Source organism: Nostoc sp. UCD121, assembly GCF_014222285.1.
GTDB lineage: Bacteria > Cyanobacteriota > Cyanobacteriia > Cyanobacteriales > Nostocaceae > Nostoc.
The window spans coordinates 1-25,575 of record NZ_JACKZS010000110.1 but is presented as its reverse complement, the minus strand read 5'-3'; the positions used below and the strand labels follow the sequence as shown (position 1 = coordinate 25,575).

At 41.5% G+C, this 25,575-nt stretch carries 27 protein-coding genes and 2 pseudogenes; 15 read left to right on the top strand and 14 right to left on the bottom strand.

Translation table 11 applies throughout. The features are described from left to right. The first annotated feature begins 30 nt into the window (after window positions 1–30). The 3 genes from GNF10_RS21785 to GNF10_RS21775 all read left to right on the top strand — a co-directional run bounded on the left by GNF10_RS21785 (window position 31) and on the right by GNF10_RS21775 (window position 3,184). Entirely contained in the window at window positions 31–690 is a 660-nt protein-coding gene (locus GNF10_RS21785; protein ID WP_174709417.1) for an L-threonylcarbamoyladenylate synthase, read from the top strand. Window positions 691–1,086: 396 nt separating this feature from the next. Further along, on the top strand, window positions 1,087–2,307 hold the full coding sequence (locus GNF10_RS21780) for a HetZ-related protein (protein WP_114082054.1): 1,221 nt from the start codon (window positions 1,087–1,089) through the stop codon (window positions 2,305–2,307). A gap of 400 nt (window positions 2,308–2,707) precedes the next feature. Next, complete coding sequence (locus tag GNF10_RS21775; RefSeq protein ID WP_163929464.1) at window positions 2,708–3,184, top strand: PD-(D/E)XK nuclease superfamily protein; 477 nt, start codon at window positions 2,708–2,710, stop codon at window positions 3,182–3,184. On the opposite strand, the gene GNF10_RS21770 is transcribed toward GNF10_RS21775, so the two are convergent. Further along, the gene (locus GNF10_RS21770) at window positions 3,156–4,013 is read right to left on the bottom strand and encodes a DNA adenine methylase (protein ID WP_185580727.1); all 858 of its coding nucleotides are present in this window, start codon (window positions 4,011–4,013) and stop codon (window positions 3,156–3,158) included. The two genes, GNF10_RS21775 and GNF10_RS21770, sit on opposite strands and share 29 nt — an antisense overlap. Window positions 4,014–4,178: 165 nt before the next feature. Between GNF10_RS21770 and GNF10_RS21765 the strand changes: the two genes are divergently transcribed. The 3 genes from GNF10_RS21765 (at window position 4,179) to GNF10_RS21755 (ending at window position 6,187) form a co-directional block, all read left to right on the top strand. Further along, on the top strand, window positions 4,179–4,385 hold the full coding sequence (locus GNF10_RS21765) for a DUF751 family protein (protein WP_185580728.1): 207 nt from the start codon (window positions 4,179–4,181) through the stop codon (window positions 4,383–4,385). A gap of 123 nt (window positions 4,386–4,508) precedes the next feature. Further along, the gene (gene rbfA / locus GNF10_RS21760; protein ID WP_185580729.1) at window positions 4,509–4,928 is read left to right on the top strand and encodes a 30S ribosome-binding factor RbfA; all 420 of its coding nucleotides are present in this window, start codon (window positions 4,509–4,511) and stop codon (window positions 4,926–4,928) included. A 1,022-nt stretch (window positions 4,929–5,950) separates the two neighbouring features. After that, on the top strand, window positions 5,951–6,187 hold the full coding sequence (locus tag GNF10_RS21755; RefSeq protein WP_012407481.1) for a DUF4327 family protein: 237 nt from the start codon (window positions 5,951–5,953) through the stop codon (window positions 6,185–6,187). A gap of 503 nt (window positions 6,188–6,690) precedes the next feature. On the opposite strand, the gene GNF10_RS21750 is transcribed toward GNF10_RS21755, so the two are convergent. Continuing rightward, a complete protein-coding gene (locus tag GNF10_RS21750) occupies window positions 6,691–7,044 on the bottom strand; it encodes a hypothetical protein (RefSeq protein ID WP_185580730.1) in 354 nt (117 codons plus the stop codon). Between the two features lie 119 nt (window positions 7,045–7,163). Then, window positions 7,164–7,457 carry an SDR family oxidoreductase gene (locus tag GNF10_RS21745; protein WP_260446108.1) on the bottom strand — a complete coding sequence of 98 codons (294 nt, stop codon included), beginning with the start codon at window positions 7,455–7,457 and terminating at the stop codon, window positions 7,164–7,166. A gap of 705 nt (window positions 7,458–8,162) precedes the next feature. Between GNF10_RS21745 and GNF10_RS21740 the strand changes: the two genes are divergently transcribed. After that, window positions 8,163–9,068, top strand: coding sequence for a cation diffusion facilitator family transporter (locus tag GNF10_RS21740; RefSeq protein ID WP_185582905.1), 906 nt, complete (start codon window positions 8,163–8,165; stop codon window positions 9,066–9,068). 170 nt (window positions 9,069–9,238) lie between these two features. Here GNF10_RS21740 and GNF10_RS21735 read toward each other — a convergent pair whose 3' ends face one another. From GNF10_RS21735 to GNF10_RS21685, 11 genes and pseudogenes are all read right to left on the bottom strand, one after another. Beyond that, the gene (locus GNF10_RS21735; protein ID WP_185582903.1) at window positions 9,239–10,069 is read right to left on the bottom strand and encodes a bifunctional 2-polyprenyl-6-hydroxyphenol methylase/3-demethylubiquinol 3-O-methyltransferase UbiG; all 831 of its coding nucleotides are present in this window, start codon (window positions 10,067–10,069) and stop codon (window positions 9,239–9,241) included. Between the two features lie 102 nt (window positions 10,070–10,171). Further along, window positions 10,172–10,607: pseudogene (locus GNF10_RS21730) on the bottom strand (IS4 family transposase); the annotation flags it as partial. A gap of 168 nt (window positions 10,608–10,775) precedes the next feature. Continuing rightward, window positions 10,776–11,180 (bottom strand): response regulator, encoded by a 405-nt coding sequence (locus tag GNF10_RS21725; protein WP_114082046.1) that lies wholly within the window; start codon window positions 11,178–11,180, stop codon window positions 10,776–10,778. A gap of 595 nt (window positions 11,181–11,775) precedes the next feature. Next, window positions 11,776–13,398 carry a glutamine-hydrolyzing GMP synthase gene (gene guaA / locus GNF10_RS21720; RefSeq protein WP_185582901.1) on the bottom strand — a complete coding sequence of 541 codons (1,623 nt, stop codon included), beginning with the start codon at window positions 13,396–13,398 and terminating at the stop codon, window positions 11,776–11,778. Between the two features lie 224 nt (window positions 13,399–13,622). Further along, a complete protein-coding gene (cbiD, locus tag GNF10_RS21715) occupies window positions 13,623–14,735 on the bottom strand; it encodes a cobalt-precorrin-5B (C(1))-methyltransferase CbiD (RefSeq protein WP_185582899.1) in 1,113 nt (370 codons plus the stop codon). Window positions 14,736–14,936: 201 nt separating this feature from the next. Beyond that, window positions 14,937–15,248, bottom strand: coding sequence for a hypothetical protein (locus GNF10_RS21710; protein WP_185582897.1), 312 nt, complete (start codon window positions 15,246–15,248; stop codon window positions 14,937–14,939). A 61-nt stretch (window positions 15,249–15,309) separates the two neighbouring features. Continuing rightward, on the bottom strand, window positions 15,310–15,480 hold the full coding sequence (locus GNF10_RS21705) for a hypothetical protein (protein ID WP_185582895.1): 171 nt from the start codon (window positions 15,478–15,480) through the stop codon (window positions 15,310–15,312). Beyond that, window positions 15,471–15,635, bottom strand: a complete 165-nt coding sequence (locus tag GNF10_RS21700) for a hypothetical protein (protein ID WP_185592229.1) — start codon at window positions 15,633–15,635, stop codon at window positions 15,471–15,473. Before GNF10_RS21700 ends, GNF10_RS21705 begins: the two co-directional genes overlap by 10 nt. Window positions 15,636–15,733: 98 nt before the next feature. Beyond that, entirely contained in the window at window positions 15,734–16,030 is a 297-nt protein-coding gene (locus GNF10_RS21695) for a hypothetical protein (protein ID WP_185582893.1), read from the bottom strand. A 34-nt stretch (window positions 16,031–16,064) separates the two neighbouring features. Further along, on the bottom strand, window positions 16,065–16,661 hold the full coding sequence (locus GNF10_RS21690; RefSeq protein ID WP_185582891.1) for a DUF3177 family protein: 597 nt from the start codon (window positions 16,659–16,661) through the stop codon (window positions 16,065–16,067). Between the two features lie 677 nt (window positions 16,662–17,338). Continuing rightward, window positions 17,339–17,584, bottom strand: coding sequence for a Calvin cycle protein CP12 (locus GNF10_RS21685; protein WP_012407493.1), 246 nt, complete (start codon window positions 17,582–17,584; stop codon window positions 17,339–17,341). A 372-nt stretch (window positions 17,585–17,956) separates the two neighbouring features. On the opposite strand from GNF10_RS21685, the gene GNF10_RS21680 reads away from it, so the two are divergent. The 8 genes and pseudogenes from GNF10_RS21680 (at window position 17,957) to aroF (ending at window position 25,358) form a co-directional block, all read left to right on the top strand. Continuing rightward, window positions 17,957–19,192, top strand: a complete 1,236-nt coding sequence (locus GNF10_RS21680) for an FIST N-terminal domain-containing protein (RefSeq protein WP_185582890.1) — start codon at window positions 17,957–17,959, stop codon at window positions 19,190–19,192. Window positions 19,193–19,554: 362 nt separating this feature from the next. Next, window positions 19,555–20,002 (top strand): annotated as a pseudogene (locus GNF10_RS21675) (hypothetical protein); the annotation flags it as partial. Between the two features lie 6 nt (window positions 20,003–20,008). Further along, window positions 20,009–20,278, top strand: a complete 270-nt coding sequence (locus tag GNF10_RS21670) for a potassium-transporting ATPase subunit F (protein WP_185582888.1) — start codon at window positions 20,009–20,011, stop codon at window positions 20,276–20,278. Continuing rightward, on the top strand, window positions 20,278–20,550 hold the full coding sequence (locus GNF10_RS21665; protein ID WP_185582885.1) for a potassium-transporting ATPase subunit C: 273 nt from the start codon (window positions 20,278–20,280) through the stop codon (window positions 20,548–20,550). The genes GNF10_RS21670 and GNF10_RS21665 overlap by 1 nt, the downstream gene beginning before the upstream one ends. A 558-nt stretch (window positions 20,551–21,108) precedes the next feature. Further along, window positions 21,109–22,884, top strand: a complete 1,776-nt coding sequence (locus GNF10_RS21660) for an iron uptake porin (protein ID WP_185582883.1) — start codon at window positions 21,109–21,111, stop codon at window positions 22,882–22,884. Between the two features lie 381 nt (window positions 22,885–23,265). Then, window positions 23,266–23,535, top strand: coding sequence for a 30S ribosomal protein S15 (gene rpsO, locus GNF10_RS21655; protein WP_041565894.1), 270 nt, complete (start codon window positions 23,266–23,268; stop codon window positions 23,533–23,535). Between the two features lie 12 nt (window positions 23,536–23,547). Further along, window positions 23,548–24,018 (top strand): PAM68 family protein, encoded by a 471-nt coding sequence (locus GNF10_RS21650; protein ID WP_185582881.1) that lies wholly within the window; start codon window positions 23,548–23,550, stop codon window positions 24,016–24,018. A 281-nt stretch (window positions 24,019–24,299) separates the two neighbouring features. Then, a complete protein-coding gene (gene aroF / locus GNF10_RS21645; protein ID WP_185582879.1) occupies window positions 24,300–25,358 on the top strand; it encodes a 3-deoxy-7-phosphoheptulonate synthase in 1,059 nt (352 codons plus the stop codon). Window positions 25,359–25,575: the final 217 nt, after the last annotated feature.

Genomic DNA, 25,575 nt, shown 5'->3' with positions numbered 1-25,575 from the left:
CCCCCATTCCCCACTCCCCACTCCTGTGTTATGGCAAAAATTTTCTCAGTTCATCCGGATAATCCTCAAGTTCGCCGAATAGAGGAAATAAAGTCGGCGCTTTCTAGTGGCGCAGTCATGCTTTACCCTACTGATACAGTTTATGCGATCGGTTGTGATTTGAATGCTAAGTCGGCGGTAGAACGAGTGCGGCAAATTAAACAGCTAGCAAATGATAAACCACTGACATTTTTATGTCCCTCGCTTTCAAATGTGGCAACTTATGCCTTCGTAAGTGACACAGCCTATCGGATTATGAAACGCCTGATTCCAGGGCCATACACGTTTTTGCTCCCAGCAACTAAATTAGTACCGCGATTGGTGCAAAGCCCCAAGCGGAAAAGTACTGGAATTAGAGTACCAAACCATACTGTATGTTTGGAGTTGCTGGCAGCTTTGGGTAATCCGATTATTTCAACTTCGGCACATCTGCCACCAGATGAAGCAGATAATGGCATGATTCGGATAGATCCAGAAACTGTTCAGTCGCGGGTAGAGCTATTTGACCGTTTGGACAAGTTGGTAGACATAATTGTAGACACTGGCGAAGAACCTACTTATGAAGTCTCTACCATCTTAGATATGACCGGAGACGAAGCAGCAATTATACGGAGGGGTTTAGGTTGGGAAGCAGCAGCAGCATGGGTATAAGAATGAGACTTCACAGGCACACCTCTCCGTTTCGGAAATTGTGATAAAAGCGACTCCAGTTTTTAAATTGTCATATTTAAACATGATGTCTATGACGGGCAGAGATGCAATAACAGGATGGTGGTAATAGTCAGTACAGCAAGGGATTTGGCAACTTTGAGAAAATGCTGGGTACATGAGTACCCGCGTCAATGTGGTGGCTTGTGAAAAAACCGACACATTGGCATAACTGTAACTCTCTCGTATTTCCTACAGTTTTATATATGAGCTTTAGATGTGAGCATTATATGGGGCAAGTCTTAATTGATAAATGCCCAAAGATTCTCCAGCCAAGGCTAGCCTTGATTGCTGTGTCTGCGTTGTAATTACGGTGCAATACTACTCCCTGGAAAAGTCATGAAAGCTAACGTCATCAATCTACCAAACTCTACACCCATTTTTGAAAACCACCTTTCGACCGAAGAATTTTCAGACAGCAGCAGCGAAACCTTGATTGAATTGCTGTGTCAAGAAATGCAAGCACAAGTGAAAGCAGCACCCAGATGCGTAGAAGCTTTAGCAAACCGCATAGCCGTAGAAGTAGAACGCATTTGCGATAAAAGCTCACGCATCCAAACATCTGGCCAAATCAAATCCTGGCAGATTACGTTGGGAAGGCATCGGATGCAAAAGTGCTTACGTTACTACCAACTAGGTTCCAAACAAGGGCGGGTGGAATTACATAGTAATTTGGGTGCTATGGTTTACCGCCATGTAACTTTATCTGGCTCGGAGTTGGGCTTTGATGCTCGTTACAGCCTAATTGAAGATTTTTTACAAGCATTTTATATCGAAGCTATCAAAGCTTTCCGCAGAGAAAACGAACTACCTCACGATCACACACCGCGTACTCAGCTGCAATTAGCTGAATATATGGCGTTTACAGAACAGTACGCCAAACGTCGCATAAATTTACCTGGTGGTGCAAATCAGCAATTGATTATCCTGCGGGCCCAAGGTTTTGCTCGTCGTCAGCCACAAGAGACTACTGTGGATATTGAAATGGCGGTGGAGTCTGCTAAGGGTGAAGAAGCAGAATCTTACCAGCGTAACTCGGCGGTGCAACAACTGCGATCACAGATGATTGCCCAAACTAATTTTGATCCCTCAGAAGAGTCAGAACGCGATCGCGTCATCACTGAATTGATGAAATATCTGGAGTCTCAAGGTCAATCTGACTGTATGAACTACCTCAGCTTGAAACTTCAAGACCTCTCAGCCCCAGAAATTGACCAAATTCTCGGTTTAACCAGCCGTCAACGCGATTATCTCCAACAACGCTTTAAATACCACGTAGAAAAGTTTGCCAAGCAACACCATTGGCAATTGGTACATCAATGGCTAGGCGCAGGTTTAGAGCAAAAATTGGGTTTATCTTCCCAGCAGTGGGAAATCTTTGTGAATCAACTCACAGAACAACAACAACAAATATTACAGTTAAAAACTGCAAGGCAAACTGACCAAGCGATCGCTAAAACCATCAAATGCACCCCCAAACAGCTACAAAAACGCTGGACTCAACTCTTAGAACTAGCATGGTCTATCCGCAACGGTCATACTGAAGCACAAACAGGTTGAAGCTAAGGTGAAATAACCAAAAAACATTATCTAAGCTTATGACTGGGACGAGGAGCGCGAATTTAGCTTATACACTAAGTCCAAAATCTCATTAATTCGTAGTGAATTCTTTGCGTGCCTCTGCGCTTCCCTCTGCGCCCCTTTGCGTTTAAATTTCACCCTTCAATTCGCCACGATCTTCCACAAATAACTCTTATCTGAATTACTAACTCGTTCTTCATCCAAATTAGTAATACATTTGTATTTATTTAGTACAAAAATACCAATATTTCCCGATTTTTCACCCATTAATCCAACCTTGTTTACGTCAAAATAAAAAATTCATATTAAGCAACTGACCTTTTTTTACTACTTCTGTGAAATCCTATAATTAGTAGGACTTTTGGCAGAGGGATTTAGGATGGCTCTGACTCAAGGCGGACGGGCAAATAAGTCTGGGAATATTTTAGAAGGAAATGTTGAAGCAATCTTAAATGGACATAATTATTTCCAAGTAGGAAACTATGTCCCAAAAGAATTTATACTAAATGCTGCTTTATTACCAAAGCGCTATGGAAAAGAAGTTTATATTGGAACTGGGATTTATCATACCGATTTGAAGGTTGATTTTTATGTTGTTGGCTCACCTGCAATGCCATCTGGTTTAATTTTCGAGTGCAAATGGCAAGAAAGCCCCGGTTCTGTCGATGAAAAATTTCCTTACTTGAACATGAACATCCAGAACTATTACCCTGCACCAACTATCGTCATTTTAGGCGGTGAAGGTATGCGAGAAGGTGCCAGCAAATGGCTAAAAGCAAGAGTTAATGATAACCATAATTTATTAGCAGTTTATAGCTTAGACAGATTTATTGCTTGGGCAAATAAAAACCTTTAAAAGATGTAATTAATAGTTCGTCAATCATGCCTCTATTTTTTATATTGGAGTTAATTGATCGGGCTGCTTTGATTTTGTAGGTTTCAAAATTGATATCTGTATAAATATTACTAATAAATTCGCTATCAGAATTACACACCATAACTTTAACACCACGGCTTGCCAACTCTGCACAAGTGTCTCTTAAAAGTTCTTGGTCTTTTTTACTAAAACAATTTTGACTATAAGCGGTGAAATAGCTAGTATCACTTATAGGATGATAGGGTGGGTCAAAAAATACAAAGTCATCACTGCTAGTTGCATGATTTAGGACTTCTGTAAAATCTGCTTGTTTAATTTCTGCATGAGAAAGCGCTTCTGATGCAGCTTGTAGTAAAACCTCAGAGCAAATATTGGGATTTTCATATCTGCCTAAAGGCACATTGAACTTTCCCTGTGAATTGACTCGATAAAGACCATTAAAACAAGTCTTATTAAGATAAATTAGACGAGCCGCTTTTTCTATATCGGTGCCACCAGAGTTGTTTCTGACACTATAATAATAATCTTTATTATGTCGAATTTTATGCTCTTTTAATAGAGAAATTAATTCTTCAACACGATCTCTAACACAACAATAAGTGTTAATTAATTCGGCGTTAATATCAGTTAAAGTTGCTGTTTTTGGTTGGAGATAGAAAAAAACAGCACCACCACCTAAGAATGGCTCATAGTAATTTTTATAACTTTTGGGAAAATAAGGAATATATTGCTGTATCAACCTACTTTTACCCCCTGCCCACTTCAAAAATGGACGCGGGCTAGTTTCCTTGGGGATTTGAATTACCATTTACTTGCGATTTAACTGAAAATAATCGTGACTAAATAAAGCTAATATAACCGACGAGGCATATTTTATATTAGCTGGCTAATTTTCCGGCTGCATAGATTACAATTGAGTTGATAAAGCATATCAAAACAAACGTAAGTATATAACAAGGCAGTTTAGATTCAGATGTTTGACGGATTTTGGGATAACGTTTTTCGCTACCCCCGGTACTTAATTACTATAGTCTTAGGGCTGTTTTTGAACACCTTTGCGCCATTAGTGCCACTGTTGAAGCGCCCTGTTACCTTAATCGCCCTCTTAGGTTTATTTGTGAGCAGCCTAGTCTTTCTTACTTTCACCCTACGGGCAATGCTGGGCTTGAGTACAATCTAGACTAACGCTATATCGGGGCTATGCCCTACAGACGGTTGCTCTTGGCGTTGCTTTCGCTAAGTACTGTCTACCCAAATTGCATCTATTTTTGTCGTACAACCTCTGTCAGGAGGCGAAATTTTTATGGCTACAAATCGCCGGGTTTCCCGCGTTGCAGAATTGATCAAACGGGAAGTTAGCCAAATGCTGCTCAACGGCATTAAGGATGACCGTGTGGGTACAGGAATGGTAAGTGTGACTGATGTTGATGTTTCTGGCGATCTCCAACACGCCAAAATTTACGTCAGTATCTATGGTACAGATGAAGCTAAGGTAGAAACAATGGCAGGCTTAAAGTCAGCCACAGGTTACGTCCGCAGTGAACTTGGGGCGCGAGTACGGCTACGTCGTACACCAGAGGTCATCTTTCTCGAAGATCGTTCTATAGAACGCGGTAACAAGGTACTGGCACTACTAAGCCAACTCAATCACGATCGTCCGCCAGAAAACCTGTTAACAGTAGAAGACAGAACAGATGAAGATGATGAATCATTTAGTGAATAAGTAACTTAAATAACAATGTAACTTCAGAACAATTAATCTCAGCAAATCCGCCAAACAGTTTACAGACGTGACTAGATCGCGTCTGTTTTAATGTAACCATAACCAACTTCAGCGATCGGTAGTTGCATCTATGACGCTTTATGCTTGCCTTGGCTTTCGTTTTTACTCTACTAGGACTTACGCAAAACTACACGCAGTAGGGGCAATACTCTGCGGGTAGTCCGTTGGAGAGTTATTAGAGTAGCCGCTTCTCTAGGGATGCTTTGCGTAGCTTGCTTCGACCTAGGAGTATGCGTCTACATGAATTGCCGCTAACTGAAAATTATGGTTTTGGCTGTACCCTGCCGGAAGCTAACGCAACGGTGGCTGCAAATCTTAGGGGTTGAATCCCCAACTGATTTGCTCCTCCTACCTTGACTCCACCCCTCTACAGATGTTGATCAAAAGAAAACTGTGTAATATTAGTGTTGAAAATAACTAAGCAATTGCAATTTTACTTAAGAAATTCTTAACAGATGATAGGGTAAAAGCCTTCGTAGTGTACTTTAGCCGTTATGTTTTGCAACAGTTTATACCGTAGTATCTGACAAATATTCTTGTGTTGTTTACCCTTAGATAAATACCAGCAGTTCTGGATCCGGCTTTAAGGTGATTATTTGATATGTAAGCGATGCCTGTGGCGGGCTACGCCTACGCAATATGAATTCTTACCACCCAGCAAATCTTGCCTAAATACAGTAATGGCAAGACTTTCAGACTTGTTGCATAAAAACCATACAACCCCCATAGCAGGTTAAGTTAACTACTCGGAATTTTTTTTGTAAAGCAGATTTTTGATAAATGTCAGGATTCGTTGACTTTCTTAACATTTCTTGAGATAATTTCAGGATATCTAGCGTCAAAATAAAAATAGTTCCGTATAGCAAACTACAAAATACTAGCCACAAGTCTAATTTCTGTAATGTTTGTTCCTAATTATTAACGGGAACACTATCGTAAGTGTTAATTTGTGAGTAAAAACCATGAGTGTGAATACGGTGCCTTCTATCAATTACTACTCTCTCGATTTGATCCAAGACGAAGCACGTCGACTGGTGCAAAAGGGAATGATTAGCCGACAACAGCCAATATATACCCTTTGCCAATACATTCCAGCGAGAGAGTGGGTTTGCGTTGAATGTGAATTAGAGAAATGTGACTTTTTGTTGCGCGATCGGATTGGCGACCTAATTGGCCGTGAACAGTGGGACAACGACTAAATAAATATTTGATTTCGGGTTTGGGGTTGGGGGTTAATTTTCGATGTGTGGATGTCACAGTCAACGATCCTACGCCCAATCTGGGGAATAATCTCTGCTTTTAATGAGCATTCACCCATACAGAATCTTGCGTTTTTCATTAACACAGAAGCATTGGAGTCTTAATTTATATAAGTTTTCAAGTTAAAGAAGGCATCAGAACCGTTTTTTGTGTATATCTGGTGCTACAGCTTGAGTTTAGTATGTAAATTCGGTGAAGCTCCTACATTGATCCGATAGAAGTGTAGGAACTTCACTTTTGACTCGCAATCGACAAGATCGCTTCTTTGCGGTTCAAAGGTAGAATCCGTCTTGAAAAGTTTGCTCAGTCGGGCTAACCGACACCAGTTGCGACAATAGAGGAAACCTCCGCAAGTAACTGGCTCAACTTTCGCAAAATCCCAAATTTGTATAGGATTATTTGTTGAAAAATCTTTAAAAGCAGAGAAAAATTATATAAACGATTATCCGACCTGCTCTAAATATTGATTAATGTCTTCAATAATACGGGTAAGTTCAGCTTCAGTAGTCAAGCGGATGTTGACGTTGCGGACAGTCAGCAAAACTTTGGCTGCGAAAGGCGTTGGCCAGATATTAGGATTACAGAAAATTTCTAAAAATACTTCACCCGTATAACGATATTCCATTGGAGGCTGGGGAGTGACTTTACCACCGCCAGGAGTGGGTTTAGCGGCGACAGCTTTCAGGCGCTCCATCAGTTTATCTGTCGCTGTCTTTAATTCTCGTGCTGCTTGGGGTGAAAAACTGAAGGAGACAGAACCTTCAATTAGGTTCAATGTTAAAGGAATTGAAGACATAAGTTTTTATTAAAGCTTATTGATAAGTACTAATCTTACCGGAAGAAGAGACGAAGCCCAATTTTTTGAGGATGCACCCCAGGCGCTAATATCGTCGCCTTTTTCTTGCTTCTGCTGTATCAGGCTGCAAAACCGCCATCAATCTTCAGGCTTGCACCGATGATGAAACCAGCTTCTGCACTGGCGAGATAGGAAACCATATCGGCGACTTCTTCAGTTCGACCATACCGTTGGAGGGCAATCATACTTTTCATAGTGTCGGCAAAGGGGGCTTCCGCCGGATTGATGTCAGTGTCTATCGGGCCGGGTTGAATATTGTTCACCGTGATGCTACGAGGGACAAAATCGCGGGCAAGACCGCGTGTAATAGCACCCTTGGTTAAAGCGTAGGTGGAGCCGCCAGCAAAAGGCATTATGTCACTGTTGACGCGCTGCCTATCCGTCCACCCTCACCCATGTGCCGGACAGCCTCCTGAGTTGCCACAAAGACACCCTTCGCGATCAGCCGATCAAAATCATCCATCGTCTGAGGAAAATTGACCTTTGGAATTATATGGCTCAAGTTCTTACTCAAACTCGTAAGAGGATTCAATTTTCACTCATCCTTCTGACTGGTTAATTTATTTTTAGCGAGGGAACGCGAAAACTTACCTTTAGGTTTACTAATTATTCGCAAACCTGTAAATATTTTTCGATTTTGCTGCTCAAATTTTAACCATTTTTTGGATGAAGCAGAGGCTTTCTTGTCTTTTCAATGTAGTAAATAATACTCATTTACCTCATCTTTTATCCTAAGTAAGTATACGCCTCTGATGGTCGTCATAATATCTCTGGATACAATTTTGTCTGGAGTAACTGGATGTATAAATAACAAAATTAATTAAATTATTTCTGGAATTAATGCTAAAAATATGCTGTTATTTATAAAGGCATTACTAATAGCTATAAAGCTTGTAGCTGCTGTTAGCTATAAAGAATCTCAACAGAATGGTACAAAAGATAGAGCCTATAGAGAGACTTAATTCTTACTGCGTAAGACTTTGATACATTTGATTTGTGTTTATTTATGTTTTGAGTTCTACATTAGAAGTCATAGAACTTGATGTGATAAATTATCTATGATTTACGATAACCGCGCCGAAGTGCGAAAGGTTTTAATTATTACCCTACTGCTCAACCTATTTGTAATGGGATTGAAAGCACTTGTGGGTTACTGGACAGGTTCGTTGAGTTTGCTAGCTGATGCCTTGCATAGTGTGACAGATAGCGCCAACAACGTTTTAGGATTAATTGCAAGTAAATTTTCTTCTCCACAACCCGATCGCGAACATCCCTACGGACACAGCAAGTTTGAAGCTGTGGGGGCTTTAGGAATAGCCTCATTTTTAGGAATAGCCTGTTTTGAAATTCTGCAAGGAGCAATCGAACGAATTCTCAAAGGTGGTGGTGAACCTGTGAGAATATCGCCACCGGAGTTGTGGTTATTACTAATTGTGCTGGGTGTGAATATTTTTGTGGCGTTTTACGAACGTAGCGTGGGTAGGCGGGTAGGTAGCTCAATTCTCATAGCTGACGCGACACATACCATGAGCGATATTTGGGTGACAATCTCTGTAATTGGCGGTTTGATCGGAGTTTGGCTAGGTTATCAATGGATGGATCTGGTGTTAGCTTTTCCTGTCGCCTTGTTGGTATTTTGGAGTGGCTGGTCAGTTTTAAAAGAGAATTTGCCTTGGCTTGTGGATCAAATGGCGATCGCACCAGAAGTAATTCATGCGATCGCTACTTCTGTTCCAGGTGTAATTAACTGTCATGATATTGCTTCTCGCGGTGTTCTTGGTCGTCAGGTATTTATTGAAATGCATTTAATCGTAGATGCATCAGACGTAGAAACCGCTCACCACATCACTGAAGAAGTAGAAAGCCGATTAGAGGAAAGGTTCCGTCCAGTGAGGATTTTAATTCACGTCGAGCCACCAGCATATAATTCTGAGCAAATTAGCTTTGAAACTGGATTGAAATAGTTGTGTTCACACAAGTGGAGTTGGGAATCAAATAGAGGGAAAAGAACGAAAAATTATTTTTAAAATAGTTGATTTTCCATTAAGTTTATTATCAATCAACTGACACTATTGATAATCAACTCAAAACCTTGGCTACTAAGACTTGTGTGTACACACATAGAGATGAGTTACTAGGTCTTAGTGGCTATAACGTACATATTGACTGTTGTATAGTCTTCGAGTCCAGGAATTTTACTCAGAAAGCGAAACAACGGCATCAATTTGGAAGCCCCTTCAAGAGCATTTGTAGTCTCTCTAACAACCACAAATCCGCTTTGATCAAAGGCTTTCAGGAAGTCGCGGCGCTTGAGTTTATTGAGTCCAAGGTCATAGATCGAATGGCACTCGATTCCGGGATGGTACTTATTATAAGCTGCAACAACACGCTCATCGCCAATAATGAGATGCGCCCACGGTAGCCTGATGCGCTTTCCGATTGCGTGATATCCATGATCGCCAAAAGGACTGTAATAAAGTGGGCTAAAACCAGTTATCAGTAAGCCCCCTTGCCGTAGAACTCGTTTTATTGAAAGAAGAACTCGCTCTATGCCCATGATGTGTTCAAAAGTATCTTTGGAAATTACGATATCAACCTGGTCGTCAAGCGTCGTCAGGTTGTCAATATCCAAGTGATGAAACTCTATTCTGTCGGCAATCTCTGGGTAGCGTTCTGCGACGATATTGCGCGCAAATTCGATCCGGCTACTTATGAGGTCAAGACCGATTACCCGCCGCGCTCCGGAAATGGCTGCATCAATGCACAGTGCGCCAAATCCACAGCCGATCTCAAGGACAACTTTACCGGATAAGTCTGGACGACCGCCAAAGCGACTCCAGTACATATCGGATTTTGTGACTTGTGCCTCAAAGTATTCTAGGGAAAAGTCTTCATCTGGTACAGCAAAATTATCTTCAGTAAATTTGTAGTTTGCAGAGGAATCTGTAAAAGTTTCTTGACTCATGAGTTCAACTGTCAAATGGCAATACAGGGTATATTTAGTTTATACATCACATCAGTAGCAATAGCAATTGATACTATTTTACTAACAAGGAACAGTGAGCTTTCAGACCTGAAGGAGCGATATGAAGCCTCTAACACTGACTGTATATGCTTCATAGCTTTCATCCTTTGTAAATAATTCTCTAGCTTATGGCGACTTAATCACATTAAATTTTGAACTAAACTCCAACAATCACCAATGAAATTAACCCAGCTCTATGCATCAAGACTGATATAAAAGTTACTATGCCCTCTGTGATAACGTCCATATTATTTGGGACGTGCCACATATTTTGCTATTCCTTTACTCTTAATGTTCTGACCTTGTAATGTAACAATAGTATAAGCTAATGAGATGATTAAGACTAAGGCAATAAACTGCTTTCCTTCCACATTTGTCTCCTCTAAATTGTAGCCACCGCTTTTAAATCTTTAAACATCTCTTCTATATCAAAGCGTTTTTGATATGCCTGAATCGCCGTTGTTTTACTACTCATGTTTTTTATTCAAGTAGCGATCGCTCATAAACAAAGGAAAATAAAACTCATTTGTAGAGTTTAGAATCTTTGTTAAACATAATATCGCTTCAAATCGAGCAGATTCAAAAAATGAGAGAGCGGAAAGTTAACAATTCAAAATTCAAAATCACGCTCTCTACGAGATTTTTATTAACTCTCATAAGAAGCAACCAATTCTGCGACGATCGCAACTAGTTCTCCGGGATCGACTGGTTTAGGTACATGAGTCTGAAAACCCGCTTCCAAAGCACGGCTACGATACTCGCTATCGCCATAAGCAGTTAAAGCGATCGCAGGGAGTTTTTCCCAAATATCAGGCTTCAGCGCCCGGATCTTGCGGATAAGGGTGTAACCATCTTCACCAGGCATAGCAATATCACAAATTAAGACATCTGGCTGCAACTCAGGAAGTACTTTCAATGCTACCGCCGCCGATGGAACTGCCATGACGGTGGCTCCATCAGCTTCTAAAACGGTAGTAATGTAAAAGCGGCTATCGTCATCATCATCAACGACGAGGATGTTTAAGCCAGCAAGAGGGAGAGGAGGTTCCATAACATCTCCATAGAATGTTTATCAAATGAAAGTTATTTCTAATGAGCTGCTGGTTTTTTGTCTTTTACCACACCCTTGATAATTTTACTGCGATCGCGCCTATTTTCCTAGACAATAATTCAATTTGTCTAGCCACCATCTAATTGATGGCTAATTATTCGCTGGAACTTATAATTCTTGACTGGATAAAATTATATTTGTGTTTAAATTGATTTATATTTAGAAATTCACTTTCACAAATAATTGGTTTTACAAATTTATTTTGATAATCGCTGCCTATTTTATTACGAAAAACTTGCGATTTTGCTGAGGCTTTTCAATTTAGCAACTATGACATTTTGCTAGAAATCTAAAAACATCTAAATTGCATAAATTAAATCAAGCTCTTGTAGGGTGGGCATCCTAACCGCTATAACTATTTAAGTTAAATGTAGAGTAGCTTACCAAAGATATAGCCAAAAAAATAGACAATGCCAAAACTCAAAACGAGTCAGCTCGGCATTGCCATTTAAAATATGTGAATCTAAATTACTGCAAATAACCTGAATAATCGGAAAGAATGATGAGCTTTTAGTTAACTCAACTCAAAACTTAATTACTCCCATTCAATGGTTCCAGGTGGCTTAGAGGTGATGTCATAAACCACCCGATTCACCCCTTTTACCTCATTTACAATCCGCGTGGAAATCACTTCCAGGACATCGTAAGGGACTCTGGCCCAATCAGCAGTCATGCCATCTTCACTGGTAACAATTCGCAAGACAATCGGGTAAGCGTAAGTACGTTGATCGCCCATAACGCCAACACTACGGATTGGCAGCAATACAGCAAATGCTTGCCAGAAATCATGATACATACCACGTTGGTTAATTTCTTGCCGCACAATCAAATCAGCATCGCGCAAAATATTTAACCGCTCAGATGTAACTTCTCCCAAAATGCGAATTGCCAAACCAGGCCCAGGAAAAGGTTGTCGTTGGACAATTTCTTCTGGTAAACCAATGGAACGCCCAACTTTGCGGACTTCATCTTTAAATAGTTTCCGCAGTGGTTCCACCAATTTAAATCTTAGGTCTTTGGGTAAACCGCCAACATTGTGATGGCTCTTAATTTTCACCGCTACCCGCTCACCAGTTTGGGGATCAGCGTTAGTGTCAGCAGATTCGATGACATCTGGATAAAGAGTCCCTTGAGCTAGATAGTCAAAATGACCAAGGCGCTTGGATGTTTCCTCAAATACATTGATAAATTCGTGTCCGATGCGGCGGCGTTTTTCTTCAGGATCTGTAACACCAGCAACCTTAGCTAAAAAGCGATCGCGTGCATTCACATACTCTACAGGAATGTGAAACTGCTCTTGGAACAGCTTTACCAATCGCTCTGGCTCATACTTTCGCATAAAGCCTTGATCGATAAAGACACAAGTTAGTTGCTCACCAATTGCTTTATACAGCAAGAACGCCAGGGTAGAAGAATCAACTCCCCCAGATAGCGCCAAAAGCACTCGCTTATCGCCAACTCTGGTGCGAATTTCCCGAATTGCCTCTTCAACAAAAGCCGCAGTTGTCCAAGTGGGTTCGCAATCGCAGATATGGTAGACAAAATTACGAATTAATGCTATACCACCAAGAGAATGTACTACCTCTGGATGGAATTGAACCCCGTAAAGTTTCCTTTCGTGGTCGGCAATGGCAGCACAGGGGGTATTTTCTGTATGTGCCAGCAATTCAAACCCTGATGGCATTTGGGTAACTGAGTCTCCGTGACTCATCCACATAGTAGTGCCATCTTCGACGTTAGTAAGTAAATCTGTGGGATCGTCAATATATAATGATGCTTTGCCGTACTCACCTCGGTCAGCCTTTGCCACTTCACCACCGAGTTGGTTTACCATTAGCTGCATCCCATAGCAAACACCCAAGACGGGTATTCCCAAATTCCAGATTTCTGGGTCACAATGGGGAGCATTGTCACCATAAACCGAACTCGGCCCACCAGAGAGGATGATTCCCTTGGGATTGAGTTGGCGCAATTGTTCAGAAGTAGTGCGATAGGATAAAACTTCAGAGTATACTTGAGTCTCGCGGATGCGACGGGCAATCAATTCAGAATATTGAGAGCCGAAGTCCAGAATTATAATTAATTGGCGATCAAGCCGCCCAACATTTTCCAATGTTTGGGGCGCTTGTTCTGTCGGTAGAGTCACCACTGTATTCATGATGGAAGTGTTATGTCTGTTAAGGATAGATGCTTTATGGTCTATGGTGATGCTATTATTCAGCCTGCTTAGGCTGATAATGGTATAGAAGCCCTAGACAAACGCGAGGTTATGTGCATTGGTCTAGTCCCGGAGCTAGAGATGGTATTAAAACGATAAACTTACCCTAGAGTGGTTACTTAAAAGATTATTTATTTGGATTGTTTACGATTATTCATAATAAATTAACATAATTTTTCCATCAACAGACCAGCAGTTTTACTCTTCACGATAATTTTGCGATCGCGATCGAAGAGAATTGAGCCACAGACTGTAACCTCTGTGCCCCTTTCGCTATGGCTTTGGATGTATTCTTGGGAACGAACATCAATAGTTTCTGCGATCGCACTGTAAACTTGATTTACCCAATCACTGCCGGTTGTAGCATCTAGCGATTTTAGATATATTAGTGCTGCTTCGGCGGTAGCACTGTTAAACACAGCTTGGATATCTGGTGATTTTAAACCTGCGATCGCACAGTGCGCGGCCAAAATTTCTCGTCGTCCATCAGCCAAGTAGTGATGGGTGTGAAAAATTCCCCCCGCCAGTTTCATCAACTTACCGTGATAGCCAAATAATAAAATTTCTTTCACGCCTAGCACATCAGCTTCTACTAACATTGGACCAAGCCAGTTAGCAGTTTTGACCAATTGTTCGGGGTTAATCCCTAGTTTACGCGCTAAATCTAGTCCATTCTCGCCGATACAGAATACTAAACTCTCAAAACGACTGGCTTTATTTTGTAATTCTGCCCGAAAAATTGCAAGCTGATCGGGTGTACTCAAAGGTTGAGAAATGCCGGTTGTGCCTAAAAGCGAAAGTCCTTCCACCACACCAAAAGCAGAATTTGAAGTTCGAACAGCTAGCGATCGCCCTTCAGGTAGAATAATCGTCACCGTGATTTTTTCCCCTGGTGCTAGGATTCGTTGCAAGTTTTCTTTTAAAAGCCTTTGAGCATAAGCATAAATAGCAGGTTTGTCATCAGCATTCATCTGTCTGCCAATCCCTTCCCCACCTTTTATAATTACAGTCTCCCCCTCTTCTCGCCATTCCACCAATGCCCAAATCGGTGTATCTTTAGTCAAATCGAGATTATCACCGGGATCGCTGCGGGTAATTGCTAAAGCTGTATTCTCAGATAATCCTGCTACCTGTTCAATTGGGATTTCGGCGATTTGAGCCGGTTCAATCAAATCTACAGATGCTAAAGTTAGGGGTTTGCGATCGCGTAACCAGTGTAAAGCTGCAACAGCAGCAGCGCACGCAAAAACGGGAAGTGTGTATCCAGAACGGGACATTTTGTAAATTTAAAAGTCAAAATAATTCTTGAAAATTGTTAGCGCAGTGTCTCGCAGAGAAGACAGTTTTACATGGCAATTTAGACCGAACTGTGGCTTGCTTAAAGGTAACGATCCAAATCAGCAGCAGTAGTTAGCCTTCAACGTACAACCAACAGACTACGACTTTCCTCTGTATTTGATTGATTATGCAACCGCTTACTAAAAACTAGGATAGTTCTGACTACCTTCAAACATCGATTCTAGCTGCTCAACTGTTGAAATAATTGCCTCTATATCTCCATTTGAAGCCAACTCCTTAATTTCCTTGAGACGTTCCAATACTCCCGCTTTCCCATCTGCAAGTAATACATTGAACTGATACCAATTGTACAGGTGATACAGCAAGTGATACGCAACACCCATATCTAGTTCATGACTGGGTTCACGTAGAAATAACTCTAAATCAACTAACCAGTCTATTGCGGCTCCAACCCCATCAACATAAGTGTAAAAAACAGCAGTTTTCAACATCTCTTCTGGTGCATTGGGATAAGCTTGGTGGAATGCCTATTTTGCCTCGCTACTCAGGTTACTACGTTGTAGCAAGGTTCGTAAAATTTCCCAACGTTGTTCTCGACTGAATTGTTTTGGCGTGTTCGCATCCTGTGACTGTTGCATCTAAGCCCATCCAATAAAGCTCACAGTATAACCAGTCTGCCTTAACTGCGATCGCCTGACCAACACCAAATAACTTTACTGACAATTTCTATTCTGTCTGCTGCACCACAGTATTGGGTTGCTGACGCTGGGCATTAGCGCTCCATTCACGGCTGCATCATTGGGAAAAGCCTGAGCAGCATCGGGATCTAAAAGCACTAAGTTCAACAAACTGCTACGGATATGTTTGTTATTTGTCAATATTTAGAGGGCTGGTTTAGTAGGACTATAAAGATACTCCATCAACAATCACAAACTCACCTTCACCGCAAAATTACGAATTACGAATTACGAATTAATTAAACTCCCACTTCTGATAATAGAGTTTCCATAGCTTCCCAAGAAATTCCTTGTTGAATATAACGGGGTGCTTCAGGATTATAAGGACTAGCTACTCGATCAATATTGAGGATGTTTGCCCCATCTGGCAGAACTGGTACATCTGCATCAAATGCTGTGGGGCGCATCAAAGAACTGGAAAAGCCTTTGAAAATAGCAATTGTATCTTCCTCATCGGCAATTTCCACTATTACAATCAAGACTTCTTTGGGACGTTTAGCGGTGTATTGTTCTAGTCGCTTACTAATGGAATTCATTTTTTTACAGTAGGGGTATGTGACGTAGCGACAGTTACTGTGGTGTAGCTGAACGTCCCTGCTTGCCAAGCTTAATCAGAACAAAATAGCTTAAGTAAACCACATAAATTACTAAACTAGTTATGCCAAGAAAACCTAAAAACTCAGCTTTGCTATTAGCATGAAAATATTCTTTGAATAATAACGGAATCTCAAACCAGACGCGACAATAAGCGGTCTTCATCACACTGGCAGAAAAAGCACAACCCAAAAATGGGATTAACGCTAGTGTACCCAAAATACAATAAACAGTTGTAGCCCAGCGCCAAGAGGTAAAAAGAAATTTCAAAACTCCACTGGTTTGATACTCAATTTCATCATTGATATCTACCCAGAACCACAGTGAAATTGGGATTAAAATCTGAGCCATCAATCCAGAGATAAAGCTAACTGGATACTGGGCAATCATTAAGTAAATCGTGATTGCAACCAGGCTTGATACTTTCCAGTATATAGTCAACAAGCGTTGTATAGCTTCTGCTTTTTGCACAAATGCCCAAATTAAAAGAATTAGCGGAATAATTACCAGAAATAATACTGCCAATCGGTAATCAATCCAGATGAAAGGGCGAAACCAAACGTTATAGTCCATAGTTTTTCTCAAACGATAAATAAAACAATTTAAACTAAGAGCAAGTATCCATAACTGACAAACCTGTAAGCTATTAGCTAGCTATTAGTCTATCTATATTACAAACAGTTTAATCAAAGCACAAAATCTAGCCTCAAGACTGCGCTCTAACTTCTTGGTGGAAGCAAGTGGCTACCCAACAACTTATACCATTTCACGCAGTTTCTACTATAAACACGTTTGTAGGGGCATACAGATGTACGCCCCTACAACCAATTCATGCCTTGCAAAGATTTTTGGAAAAATTTTTAAATGGTAAGTTGTTTAATTTACTTTCCTAAATCTCTCTGTTTGGCAAAAAAACAAGCAACTCAAAAATCCTTAACTTAGATTACACTTATCTGTAGTAGCGTTAGGGAGCCTGTTAAAAGCCCACCCAGCAGCTATATACTTAATACTCGCGGACAAAAACCCAATTTTTTTGGGTGTAAAGGTTTCCTTTTAAGATAAAAATTCTCAAAGCTTAACCCTGATACATCCATAACTCCAGAGATTTCACCATTTTTTGTCCATTGGAGAAAATAATGAAAGAGGGAGAGTACGGTTTTAGCCGGAAGTAGCGTAAAAGTGCGAAATCTCAGTAAGTAAATCTTGGTTGCTTGGTGAAAAACGAACAGAAAATTCACTTGTTTAAATTTCTAGTCGTCATAAACCCGGCATTCAATTGCATCTGGGTTGTCATCACAATACTGTTCTAGAGAATTTTTGGGCTTGCTTTGGCGTTTGTGAGAAGCTTCGGCTTGTAATTCTTCTACTGCATCCCAAGCAGCAGCACATTCTGGTGAACCGCTACCGTTAATGTCACAGACAGTACGCGCTTGTTCTACTTCTTCTTGGATTTTCTCTTGGATGTCGCTTGTTGCTGTTTCTTGGATGTTGGTCATTGCTTTAGTCTCGTTGCGTGTTGTTAATACTAGTATAGAAAAACTTCAGAAATGGCAGATTTTAGCTTGATTACTAACCATTCTAACTATTCAGTTCATAAGTTAGTACTTTAGCCTATTGATTTATAACCAATATAGTAAACTGCCGCATCTATAATGCATTCATCTTTATGTTTTAAGATTTTGTGGGATTAGTACCATAGATAAACAATCATACAATATATTTAGATGCATCTATTAGGGAATGACAACCCCAGCTTCTTGGATGGAGGAGACAAAAGGCTGGCACTAATTCTTGTAAGATGCAAATCTTCCCAAAATAAAAATACATCAAAATCTACTAGCACAAAAAGAGAAAGAAGCTCAAAACTCATGGCAGACCAAATGCAGTGGGCAAATGCCCTATCAACCCGTCATTCTCTGGAAGCCGCCGTTACAGATGTGGTGGAACGAGCTGTCTCATTGTTAACAGCACCTGCGGATCTAGGACTGGTATTCATTTCGTCTGCTTTTACGAGTGAGTATTCCCGATTGTTACCCTTGTTAGCGGAGAAACTTTCTGTACCAGTGCTAATTGGCTGTAGCGGTGGAGGTGTGATTGGGACGACAGTTAACGGAGAAATCCAAGAACTCGAAGCTGAACCAGCTATTAGCTTGACTTTAGCACATCTTCCAGGGGTGAAGGTTCAAGTTTTTCATGTTGTTGCGGAAGAATTACCTGACTTAGATAGTTCTCCAGATGCTTGGGTTGATTTGATTGGTGTGCCAGCATCACCTACACCCCAGTTTATTTTGCTGTCTAGTTCCTTCGCCTCTGGAATCAACGATTTGTTGCAGGGGTTGGATTTTGCTTATCCAGGATCGGTGATCGTGGGAGGACAGGCTAGTGGTGGAGGTATGGGTGGTCGTGTTGCCCTATTTTGTAATGAGACTGACGGCGAAGAATGTCAAAGTCTGTATCGTGAGGGTACTGTTGGGATAGCTTTGACTGGCAATATTGTTTTGGAAACGATTGTAGCCCAAGGATGCCGACCGATTGGCAAACCATTGCAAGTTACAAAAGCCGATCGCAACATCATTTTAGAGTTAGATGAGCAAGTACCGCTAGTGGTGTTGCGAGACTTGATTGCTAGTCTTAGCGAACACGAACGAACTTTAGCACAACACTCTTTGTTTGTTGGTGTGGCGATGGATGAGTTTAAGCTGGCTTTGCAGCAGGGAGACTTTTTAATTCGTGGTATTCTTGGGGTCGATCCAACAGCTGGAGCGATCGCAATTGGCGATCGCGTTCGTCCAGGACAAAGGCTGCAATTCCACCTCCGCGATGCCCAAGCCTCTGCTGAAGACCTAGAATTACTCCTTCAAAGTTATCAAACCCAACGAGAATCTGAACCCTCTGCCGTCGCTGCTTTAATGTTTGCTTGTCTGGGGCGAGGCGAAGGACTCTATGGTAAACCCAATTTTGATTCTGAACTATTTCGCCGCTACCTCAGCGATATCCCTGTAGGTGGCTTTTTCTGTGGTGGTGAAATTGGCCCTGTTGGTGGCAGAACCTTCTTACACGCCTACACTTCCGCATTTGGAATTTGTCGCCAAAATCGGTTATGAGTTATGAATTAGACTAGACATCTCCAGAAATTAAATATGCGTTATCTAGAATCCTTGTAGAGACGTAGCAGTGCTAGGTCTCTACATTCATTTTTACCAGATGTCTACTGTTCACTCTCTAGTAATACTATCTGATTTGTGAAAATTTGCAGTGTCCAAATCCCCGGTTTCTTAAAGAAGTTGGGGATTTAACTTTTTTATGATGCCCCTGCTTTGGCGCAAGCAAATGTGGGTGTGGCAATGAACTTTGGGACGCAAGCTGCCAAAGAAGCTGCTAACACGGTGGACTTAGACTCTGGCCCGAATGGCACTAAGAAAACCTGAAACCTTTGTCTGAGGGAGGTGTGGGAGGATGGGGAAGAAATCTGGCTCCCACACTCAAAAGCCAGTTAAATCAAGGGTTTGCGATTATCTTAGTGCCATTCGACTCTGACCCCACGAAGCTAATTGACCTAGTAACCATAGGTAAACAGTTGCTAATTACTCGTGGAGCCTTGACAACATTCTCCATCGCTAATGATATTGCCAAGTATTTTGCGATCATTCTGACTATCTTTGCGGCTGCTGGAATCGGCGCACTGAATATTATGGGATTAAAGAGTGCCCAATCTGCGATCGCCTCGGCGCTGATTTACAATGCCTTGATTATTCCGGCACTAATTCCACTAGCACTCAAAGGGGTAAAGTTTTTACCTGTAACAGCAGATGAACTGTTACGTCGCAACATCTATCTTCATATATGGCGTTGGTGCCATCATTGCTCTCTTTATTGCCATCAAACTAATAGATATTATCTTACCTTTGTCTTAATTTACTATGAAACCCCTTCATACCCGACGCACTATCCTTGCATCTCAAGTATTAGAAAAAATAACCGATATCTGGTGTCAATGGCGTAGACAAAAGTTGCCATTGTATTTATTCCTGGCGATGTGTTTCAACCTAGTGGTTGCACCTGTAGTCTATGCAGCTACTGGCGAACAACTTTCCCGCAGTCAATCTTGGGGATTGGGATTGTTAGGGCTGGTCACGCTAGGGCTTTCCATCTATTTATTTTTTGTAATGTTTGTACCGGAGAAATTCTAATGAGTTTTGCACGTGAAGCTAGCAAAGCTGTTCGTTCTACCTTGGTACTCTGGGTAATCGGTGCGATTATTTATCCTTTTGCGATGATTGCCATTGGGCAGATTGCGTTTCCGTTTCAGGCAAATGGTAGTTTACTGAAAAATAGGACAGGTCAATTTGTGGGTTCTGCTTTGATTGCCCAAAACACCGATGGACGCTTTCTCGGCATCTTTGGTGAGCCTGTAGTTAATGTCTTGAAGCTGAATTTAGCTCTGGATCAGATTAAGAAATAAAGCTATGGGAAATAGTAGAGACGAGGAATTTTGCGTCTCTACTGTTCAGAATTATTATCTCAGACTCATTTTTTATGATTAATATTGAAAGCCTCAATATCTCGTGTTAATGAACAATGTAAGCAGTTACGGCAATTGTTTACTAAGAACTCATCGAGAGTATTGTAGGGATTAGAACCCGGGTTTTTTCAACAAAAGTTTTCCAAAATTATTGATGATGTCATTAGCAAATGTCATGGTTCTTTAAAAATATGTCCAACTTTAGTTGAAATTTGCTAGTCTTACAAAGATAAAAAGGATTTACCGCAAATAAGAGTCAAGAATAAGAAGCTAAAGCCAATAAATGGCACAAAATCGAGCGCAATTCAATCATAAACTCTTAAATCTGGTAAACAAAGCATAAGCAAGTCTTTACGATTCTTCATCAGTAAAAATTTTTTCAGATATGGCTTAAGTAACAGCAATCTGATAAGATTTCAAATTAAGTAGAATAACTGCTTGTTATCTTTTTCTTTAACCCATTGATTTCGGGTATTTTTTAGGAAAGGAAAATAAAAAATGTCTCATCTATTGTGGAAAACTCTGGTACTAAGTCCAGTAGTTTTGGGAGTGACGGTGTTGGTTTCCGCTAGGGCTATAGCTACTGAAGTAGCAGGCTCCTCTGAAGATATAAAGGCAAAAACTGCTCAGACAGAAGCACCAATATCTTCTGATGCTTCAACATTTATTCAAACAGAGCAACCAAAAGTTACTCAGCTATTGGTTGCCCAAAAGACTGATGATAATAAGGTTTTAGAAGAGGTTAACCGCTATAGCACCGAGGGTAAGAACCAAAATTCACTGTCTCAAGTTACATCAGTTTCTCAGTTTTCTGATGTACAGCCGACTGACTGGGCGTTCCAAGCTTTACAATCCCTGGTTGAACGTTACGGTTGTATTGCTGGATACCCAAATGCTACCTATCGTGGCAATCGGGCACTGACTCGTTATGAATTTGCCGCAGGTTTAAATGCTTGTTTAGATCGGGTTAATGAACTGATTGCGACAGCGACTGCTGACTTGGTAACAAAACAAGATTTGGCTACCCTCCAGCGTTTGCAAGAAGAATTCTCGGCAGAACTAGCAACTTTGCGTGGTCGAGTTGATGCTGTAGAAGCACGGACTGCTGAACTAGAAGCAAATCAGTTTTCTACTACAACCAAGCTTGTGGGTGAAGCTATTTTTGCCGTTAGTGATATTTTTGGCGGCAACACTGGCGATGCTAATAATACTGTTTTCCAAAATAGGGTACGTTTAGACCTGCAAACCAGCTTCACTGGTCAAGACGTTTTACACACCCGTCTTGCAGCTGGTAATTCACTAGCCTTTAGTCAACTGGATAATGGTGGTGTTCCTATCAATACTGCTGAAGGCACACAAACTTTTCAAATCGGTAACACTGGTAATAATTCTGTCAGTATCGATTGGTTAGCGTATTACGTACCCATAGGCCCAGCCCAAGCGTACTTTGCTGCCACCGGAGGTATTCATAGCGATTATGCTGCCACTAATAATCCTTACTTTGAGGACTTTGATGGTGGTAATGGTGCTTTGTCTACCTTTGCTTCTGAAAGTCCCATCTATCGCATTGGCGGTGGTGCCGGTGCAGCACTGACTTTACCTTTTGGTAGCGGTGGCAGTTTTTTCAAACCAAGTTCACTGACTATAGGCTACTTGGCATCAAATGCTAATAATCCTGGAGTAAGTCAAGGTTTGTTAGAGGGTAACTATGCGGCTCTTGGACAGTTGAACTTTAGTGTTGGCGATCGCTTGGCGCTCGCTGCTACCTACGTTCACGGCTATCATGGTGCTGGAGGCGGAAATTTATTTGATCTAGGCGGCGGTTTGGGTAGTACTAACCGCGTCGTAGGTACTAATCAAGCTAACACCCTGAGTATCCTAAACGCATCTTCCAGTAATTCTTATGGGATATCGGCAGCCTTTAGACCCAGCGACAAACTGTCAGTTAGTGGCTTCGTTTCTTACCATGATGTCTCAGGCTTTGGTGCTGGTGATGATTATGAAGCTTGGAGCTACGGTCTTGGGGTAGCATTACCTGACTTCGGTAAAAAAGGTAACGTTTTAGGTATTTTTGCTGGTGCAGAACCATATTCGTTTAACCGACCAGGTTTTGTTGGTAATGATATCCCTTATCACTTTGAAGGCTTCTATAAATATCGCGTGTCAGATAACATCTCAATCACCCCTGGTGTCATCTGGTTGACCTCTCCTGGACAAAGCAGCGCTAACGACGATGCAATTATCGGTACTCTGAGAACAACTTTCACCTTTTAAAAGATTTGGTGAACGCAAGTCCAATCTAGGAAAAGCTTAAAGGGCAAGGGGGAAAGGTGAATTGAAATCCTTTCCCCCTAACCGAAAAGTTTTGTATTTGGGTTGAAATAGCTTTCCTGGTGTCTGGAGTAATAGACAACTGGAAGAAATGCCAGGACAAATAGTTTACCAATCCACACAAACCTTCAAATATCGGCCCGGAAGCTACCATTTAAAATTACATTATTCACCTCTAATAGAAGATACTGGATATCTCTTGACTTACTTAGTTTTCTAGAGTGCCAGACATAGCAGCAAAGATGATTCGACATCCAGCTTAATGGCTGTGATATTATGGGAGACTGCTACATACATTTAGAAAAACTAGCAATTGAATCAATCATGGCCCTGACGCAACTGCGGAAACAAGAAATCATTTCCAATTACCAAGTTCACGAAACCGACACTGGTTCGGCTGATGTCCAAGTTGCCATGCTAACTGAGCGCATTAACCGCCTCAGCGAACATCTCCAGGCAAATAAAAAAGACCATTCTTCTCGACGGGGACTGTTGAAGCTAATTGGTCAGCGTAAGCGTCTTCTAGCCTACATATCGCAGGAAAGCCGTGAAAAGTATCAAGCTTTGATCGCTCGCCTCGGTATTCGTGGATAGGGACTACCGCTTATGTCTGCTGAAGAATCTGAACGCAGTCGCTTGCCCTTTGAACCAAACAAAAAGCGCCAAAAACCCGCAAAAACTCAAAGTAAACCAGCAGCACAGCCACAAGAATCTGGCAAACCGGCTGATAAAAAACTGACTTACACCAAACAAGAGATGGCTATTCCTCAAGTAGTCAGCCAGAGGATGATCCGACGGGTAGCTGGTTTCTGTGGCGTACCAACAGCTTTGGGCATTAGCGTCCTGGTTGTTAGCTATCTGCTTGCTATCTACTCCGACATCCAACTAGCTCCTATCGCCGTGTTATTGGTGAACATGGGGCTATTTGGTTTGGGGGTCTTAGGCATAACTTATGGCGTTCTCTCTGCCTCTTGGGATGAAGAAAGAGTCGGAAGTTTGCTAGGTGTGGGTGAGTTCAACACCAATTGGGGACGAATGGTGGCAGCTTGGCGCGAAACTCGGCAAAAAAACTCATAATTAACGGCGCTCAGGTATTAAGTAACTGCGGTATTGGGTAAAAAAAGAAGTGAATGTTGAAGTTGAAATTTTATAACTTCAACATTGCTAATTAAAATTATATAATCTTTTTATACCTACATCCAGCTACCCAGTAGTAAAACTACTGACTGAGCGCTATAATTTTGTCTATTTATTTTGTAAATAAATTTTGTTTTTAACTATTCGTAATTAGGGCAATAGGCAACAATAAAGTTAGCCCATTTACAAAAAATTTTACTCCATTAATCAGGAACTTTCACATGATTATAGTAATGAAAACTGGTTCCCCAGAAGCGGAAATAAACCGCATTGATGAGGAACTAACTAGCTGGGGGCTAACTCCAGAAAAAATTGTTGGTCAACATAAAGTAGTTATTGGTCTTGTAGGTGAAACTGCCAGCTTAGATCCATTACAAATTCAGGAACTTAGCCCCTGGATTGAGCAGGTGTTACGAGTAGAGCAGCCTTACAAACGAGCCAGTCGCCAATACCGTCACGGTGAAGCTTCGGAAGTAGTGGTTAATACTCCTAATGGAGCAGTGGTATTTGGTGAACATCAGCCTTTGGTAGTCGTTGCCGGCCCCTGCTCAGTAGAAAATGAAGAAATGATTGTAGAGACGGCACGGCGCGTCAAGACGGCTGGAGCAAAATTTTTGCGCGGAGGGGCATACAAACCCCGAACTTCACCTTACGCCTTCCAAGGACACGGCGAGAGTGCTTTGGATTTATTAGCAAAGGCGCGGGAAGTTAGTGGACTAGGTATTATTACAGAAGTGATGGATGCGGCTGACCTGGATAAAATTGTCGAAGTTGCTGACGTGATTCAGGTAGGAGCAAGAAATATGCAGAATTTCTCCTTGCTCAAAAAAGTGGGAGCGCAGCCGAAACCAGTTCTCTTGAAGCGGGGAATGGCGGCTACTATTGAAGATTGGTTGATGGCAGCCGAGTATATTCTCGCATCTGGCAATCCCAATGTAATTTTGTGTGAAAGGGGAATACGCACCTTTGACCGTCAGTATACGCGAAATACACTGGATTTATCAGTAGTGCCAGTGTTGCGAAAGTTGACTCACCTGCCAATTATGATTGACCCCAGCCACGGCGTAGGTTGGTCTGAGTTTGTGCCTTCAATGGCAATGGCTGCGATCGCAGCTGGTACAGATTCTCTGATGATAGAGGTTCATCCCAACCCTGCCAAAGCTTTATCTGACGGTCCCCAATCTGTGACACCAGACCGTTTTGATAAATTAATGCAAGAATTAGCAGTCATTGGTAAGGCGGTAGGACGCTGGCAGCAACCAGCAGTAGCTCTAGCTTAAAATTCAGTTGCAACTTCTTGCTAGGCATAAATAAATTAAAGTTTGTAGTCAGGACTAAAGTCCTGACTACTCTGAAGAGGCGATGAATTGCTCACTACAAACTAAGTTTTATATGTTTAATTATGCCTATCTAAACCTCCTCTACCTTGAGAACCGTAGTTTTGTAGGTTGGGTGCAGCTTTAGCGTAACCCAACATAAAATTTGGTGGTAATGTTG

Coding starts and splice junctions, on each gene's coding strand:
- GNF10_RS21785 (WP_174709417.1), top strand. CDS start 31: ATGGCAAAAATTTTCTCAGTTCATCCGGATAATCCTCAAGTTCGCCGA.
- GNF10_RS21780 (WP_114082054.1), top strand. CDS start 1,087: ATGAAAGCTAACGTCATCAATCTACCAAACTCTACACCCATTTTTGAA.
- GNF10_RS21775 (WP_163929464.1), top strand. CDS start 2,708: ATGGCTCTGACTCAAGGCGGACGGGCAAATAAGTCTGGGAATATTTTA.
- GNF10_RS21770 (WP_185580727.1), bottom strand. CDS start 4,013: ATGGTAATTCAAATCCCCAAGGAAACTAGCCCGCGTCCATTTTTGAAG.
- GNF10_RS21765 (WP_185580728.1), top strand. CDS start 4,179: ATGTTTGACGGATTTTGGGATAACGTTTTTCGCTACCCCCGGTACTTA.
- rbfA (WP_185580729.1), top strand. CDS start 4,509: ATGGCTACAAATCGCCGGGTTTCCCGCGTTGCAGAATTGATCAAACGG.
- GNF10_RS21755 (WP_012407481.1), top strand. CDS start 5,951: ATGAGTGTGAATACGGTGCCTTCTATCAATTACTACTCTCTCGATTTG.
- GNF10_RS21750 (WP_185580730.1), bottom strand. CDS start 7,044: ATGTCTTCAATTCCTTTAACATTGAACCTAATTGAAGGTTCTGTCTCC.
- GNF10_RS21745 (WP_260446108.1), bottom strand. CDS start 7,457: ATGCCTTTTGCTGGCGGCTCCACCTACGCTTTAACCAAGGGTGCTATT.
- GNF10_RS21740 (WP_185582905.1), top strand. CDS start 8,163: ATGATTTACGATAACCGCGCCGAAGTGCGAAAGGTTTTAATTATTACC.
- GNF10_RS21735 (WP_185582903.1), bottom strand. CDS start 10,069: ATGAGTCAAGAAACTTTTACAGATTCCTCTGCAAACTACAAATTTACT.
- GNF10_RS21725 (WP_114082046.1), bottom strand. CDS start 11,180: ATGGAACCTCCTCTCCCTCTTGCTGGCTTAAACATCCTCGTCGTTGAT.
- guaA (WP_185582901.1), bottom strand. CDS start 13,398: ATGAATACAGTGGTGACTCTACCGACAGAACAAGCGCCCCAAACATTG.
- cbiD (WP_185582899.1), bottom strand. CDS start 14,735: ATGTCCCGTTCTGGATACACACTTCCCGTTTTTGCGTGCGCTGCTGCT.
- GNF10_RS21710 (WP_185582897.1), bottom strand. CDS start 15,248: ATGTTGAAAACTGCTGTTTTTTACACTTATGTTGATGGGGTTGGAGCC.
- GNF10_RS21695 (WP_185582893.1), bottom strand. CDS start 16,030: ATGAATTCCATTAGTAAGCGACTAGAACAATACACCGCTAAACGTCCC.
- GNF10_RS21690 (WP_185582891.1), bottom strand. CDS start 16,661: ATGGACTATAACGTTTGGTTTCGCCCTTTCATCTGGATTGATTACCGA.
- GNF10_RS21685 (WP_012407493.1), bottom strand. CDS start 17,584: ATGACCAACATCCAAGAAACAGCAACAAGCGACATCCAAGAGAAAATC.
- GNF10_RS21680 (WP_185582890.1), top strand. CDS start 17,957: ATGGCAGACCAAATGCAGTGGGCAAATGCCCTATCAACCCGTCATTCT.
- GNF10_RS21670 (WP_185582888.1), top strand. CDS start 20,009: ATGAAACCCCTTCATACCCGACGCACTATCCTTGCATCTCAAGTATTA.
- GNF10_RS21665 (WP_185582885.1), top strand. CDS start 20,278: ATGAGTTTTGCACGTGAAGCTAGCAAAGCTGTTCGTTCTACCTTGGTA.
- GNF10_RS21660 (WP_185582883.1), top strand. CDS start 21,109: ATGTCTCATCTATTGTGGAAAACTCTGGTACTAAGTCCAGTAGTTTTG.
- rpsO (WP_041565894.1), top strand. CDS start 23,266: ATGGCCCTGACGCAACTGCGGAAACAAGAAATCATTTCCAATTACCAA.
- GNF10_RS21650 (WP_185582881.1), top strand. CDS start 23,548: ATGTCTGCTGAAGAATCTGAACGCAGTCGCTTGCCCTTTGAACCAAAC.
- aroF (WP_185582879.1), top strand. CDS start 24,300: ATGATTATAGTAATGAAAACTGGTTCCCCAGAAGCGGAAATAAACCGC.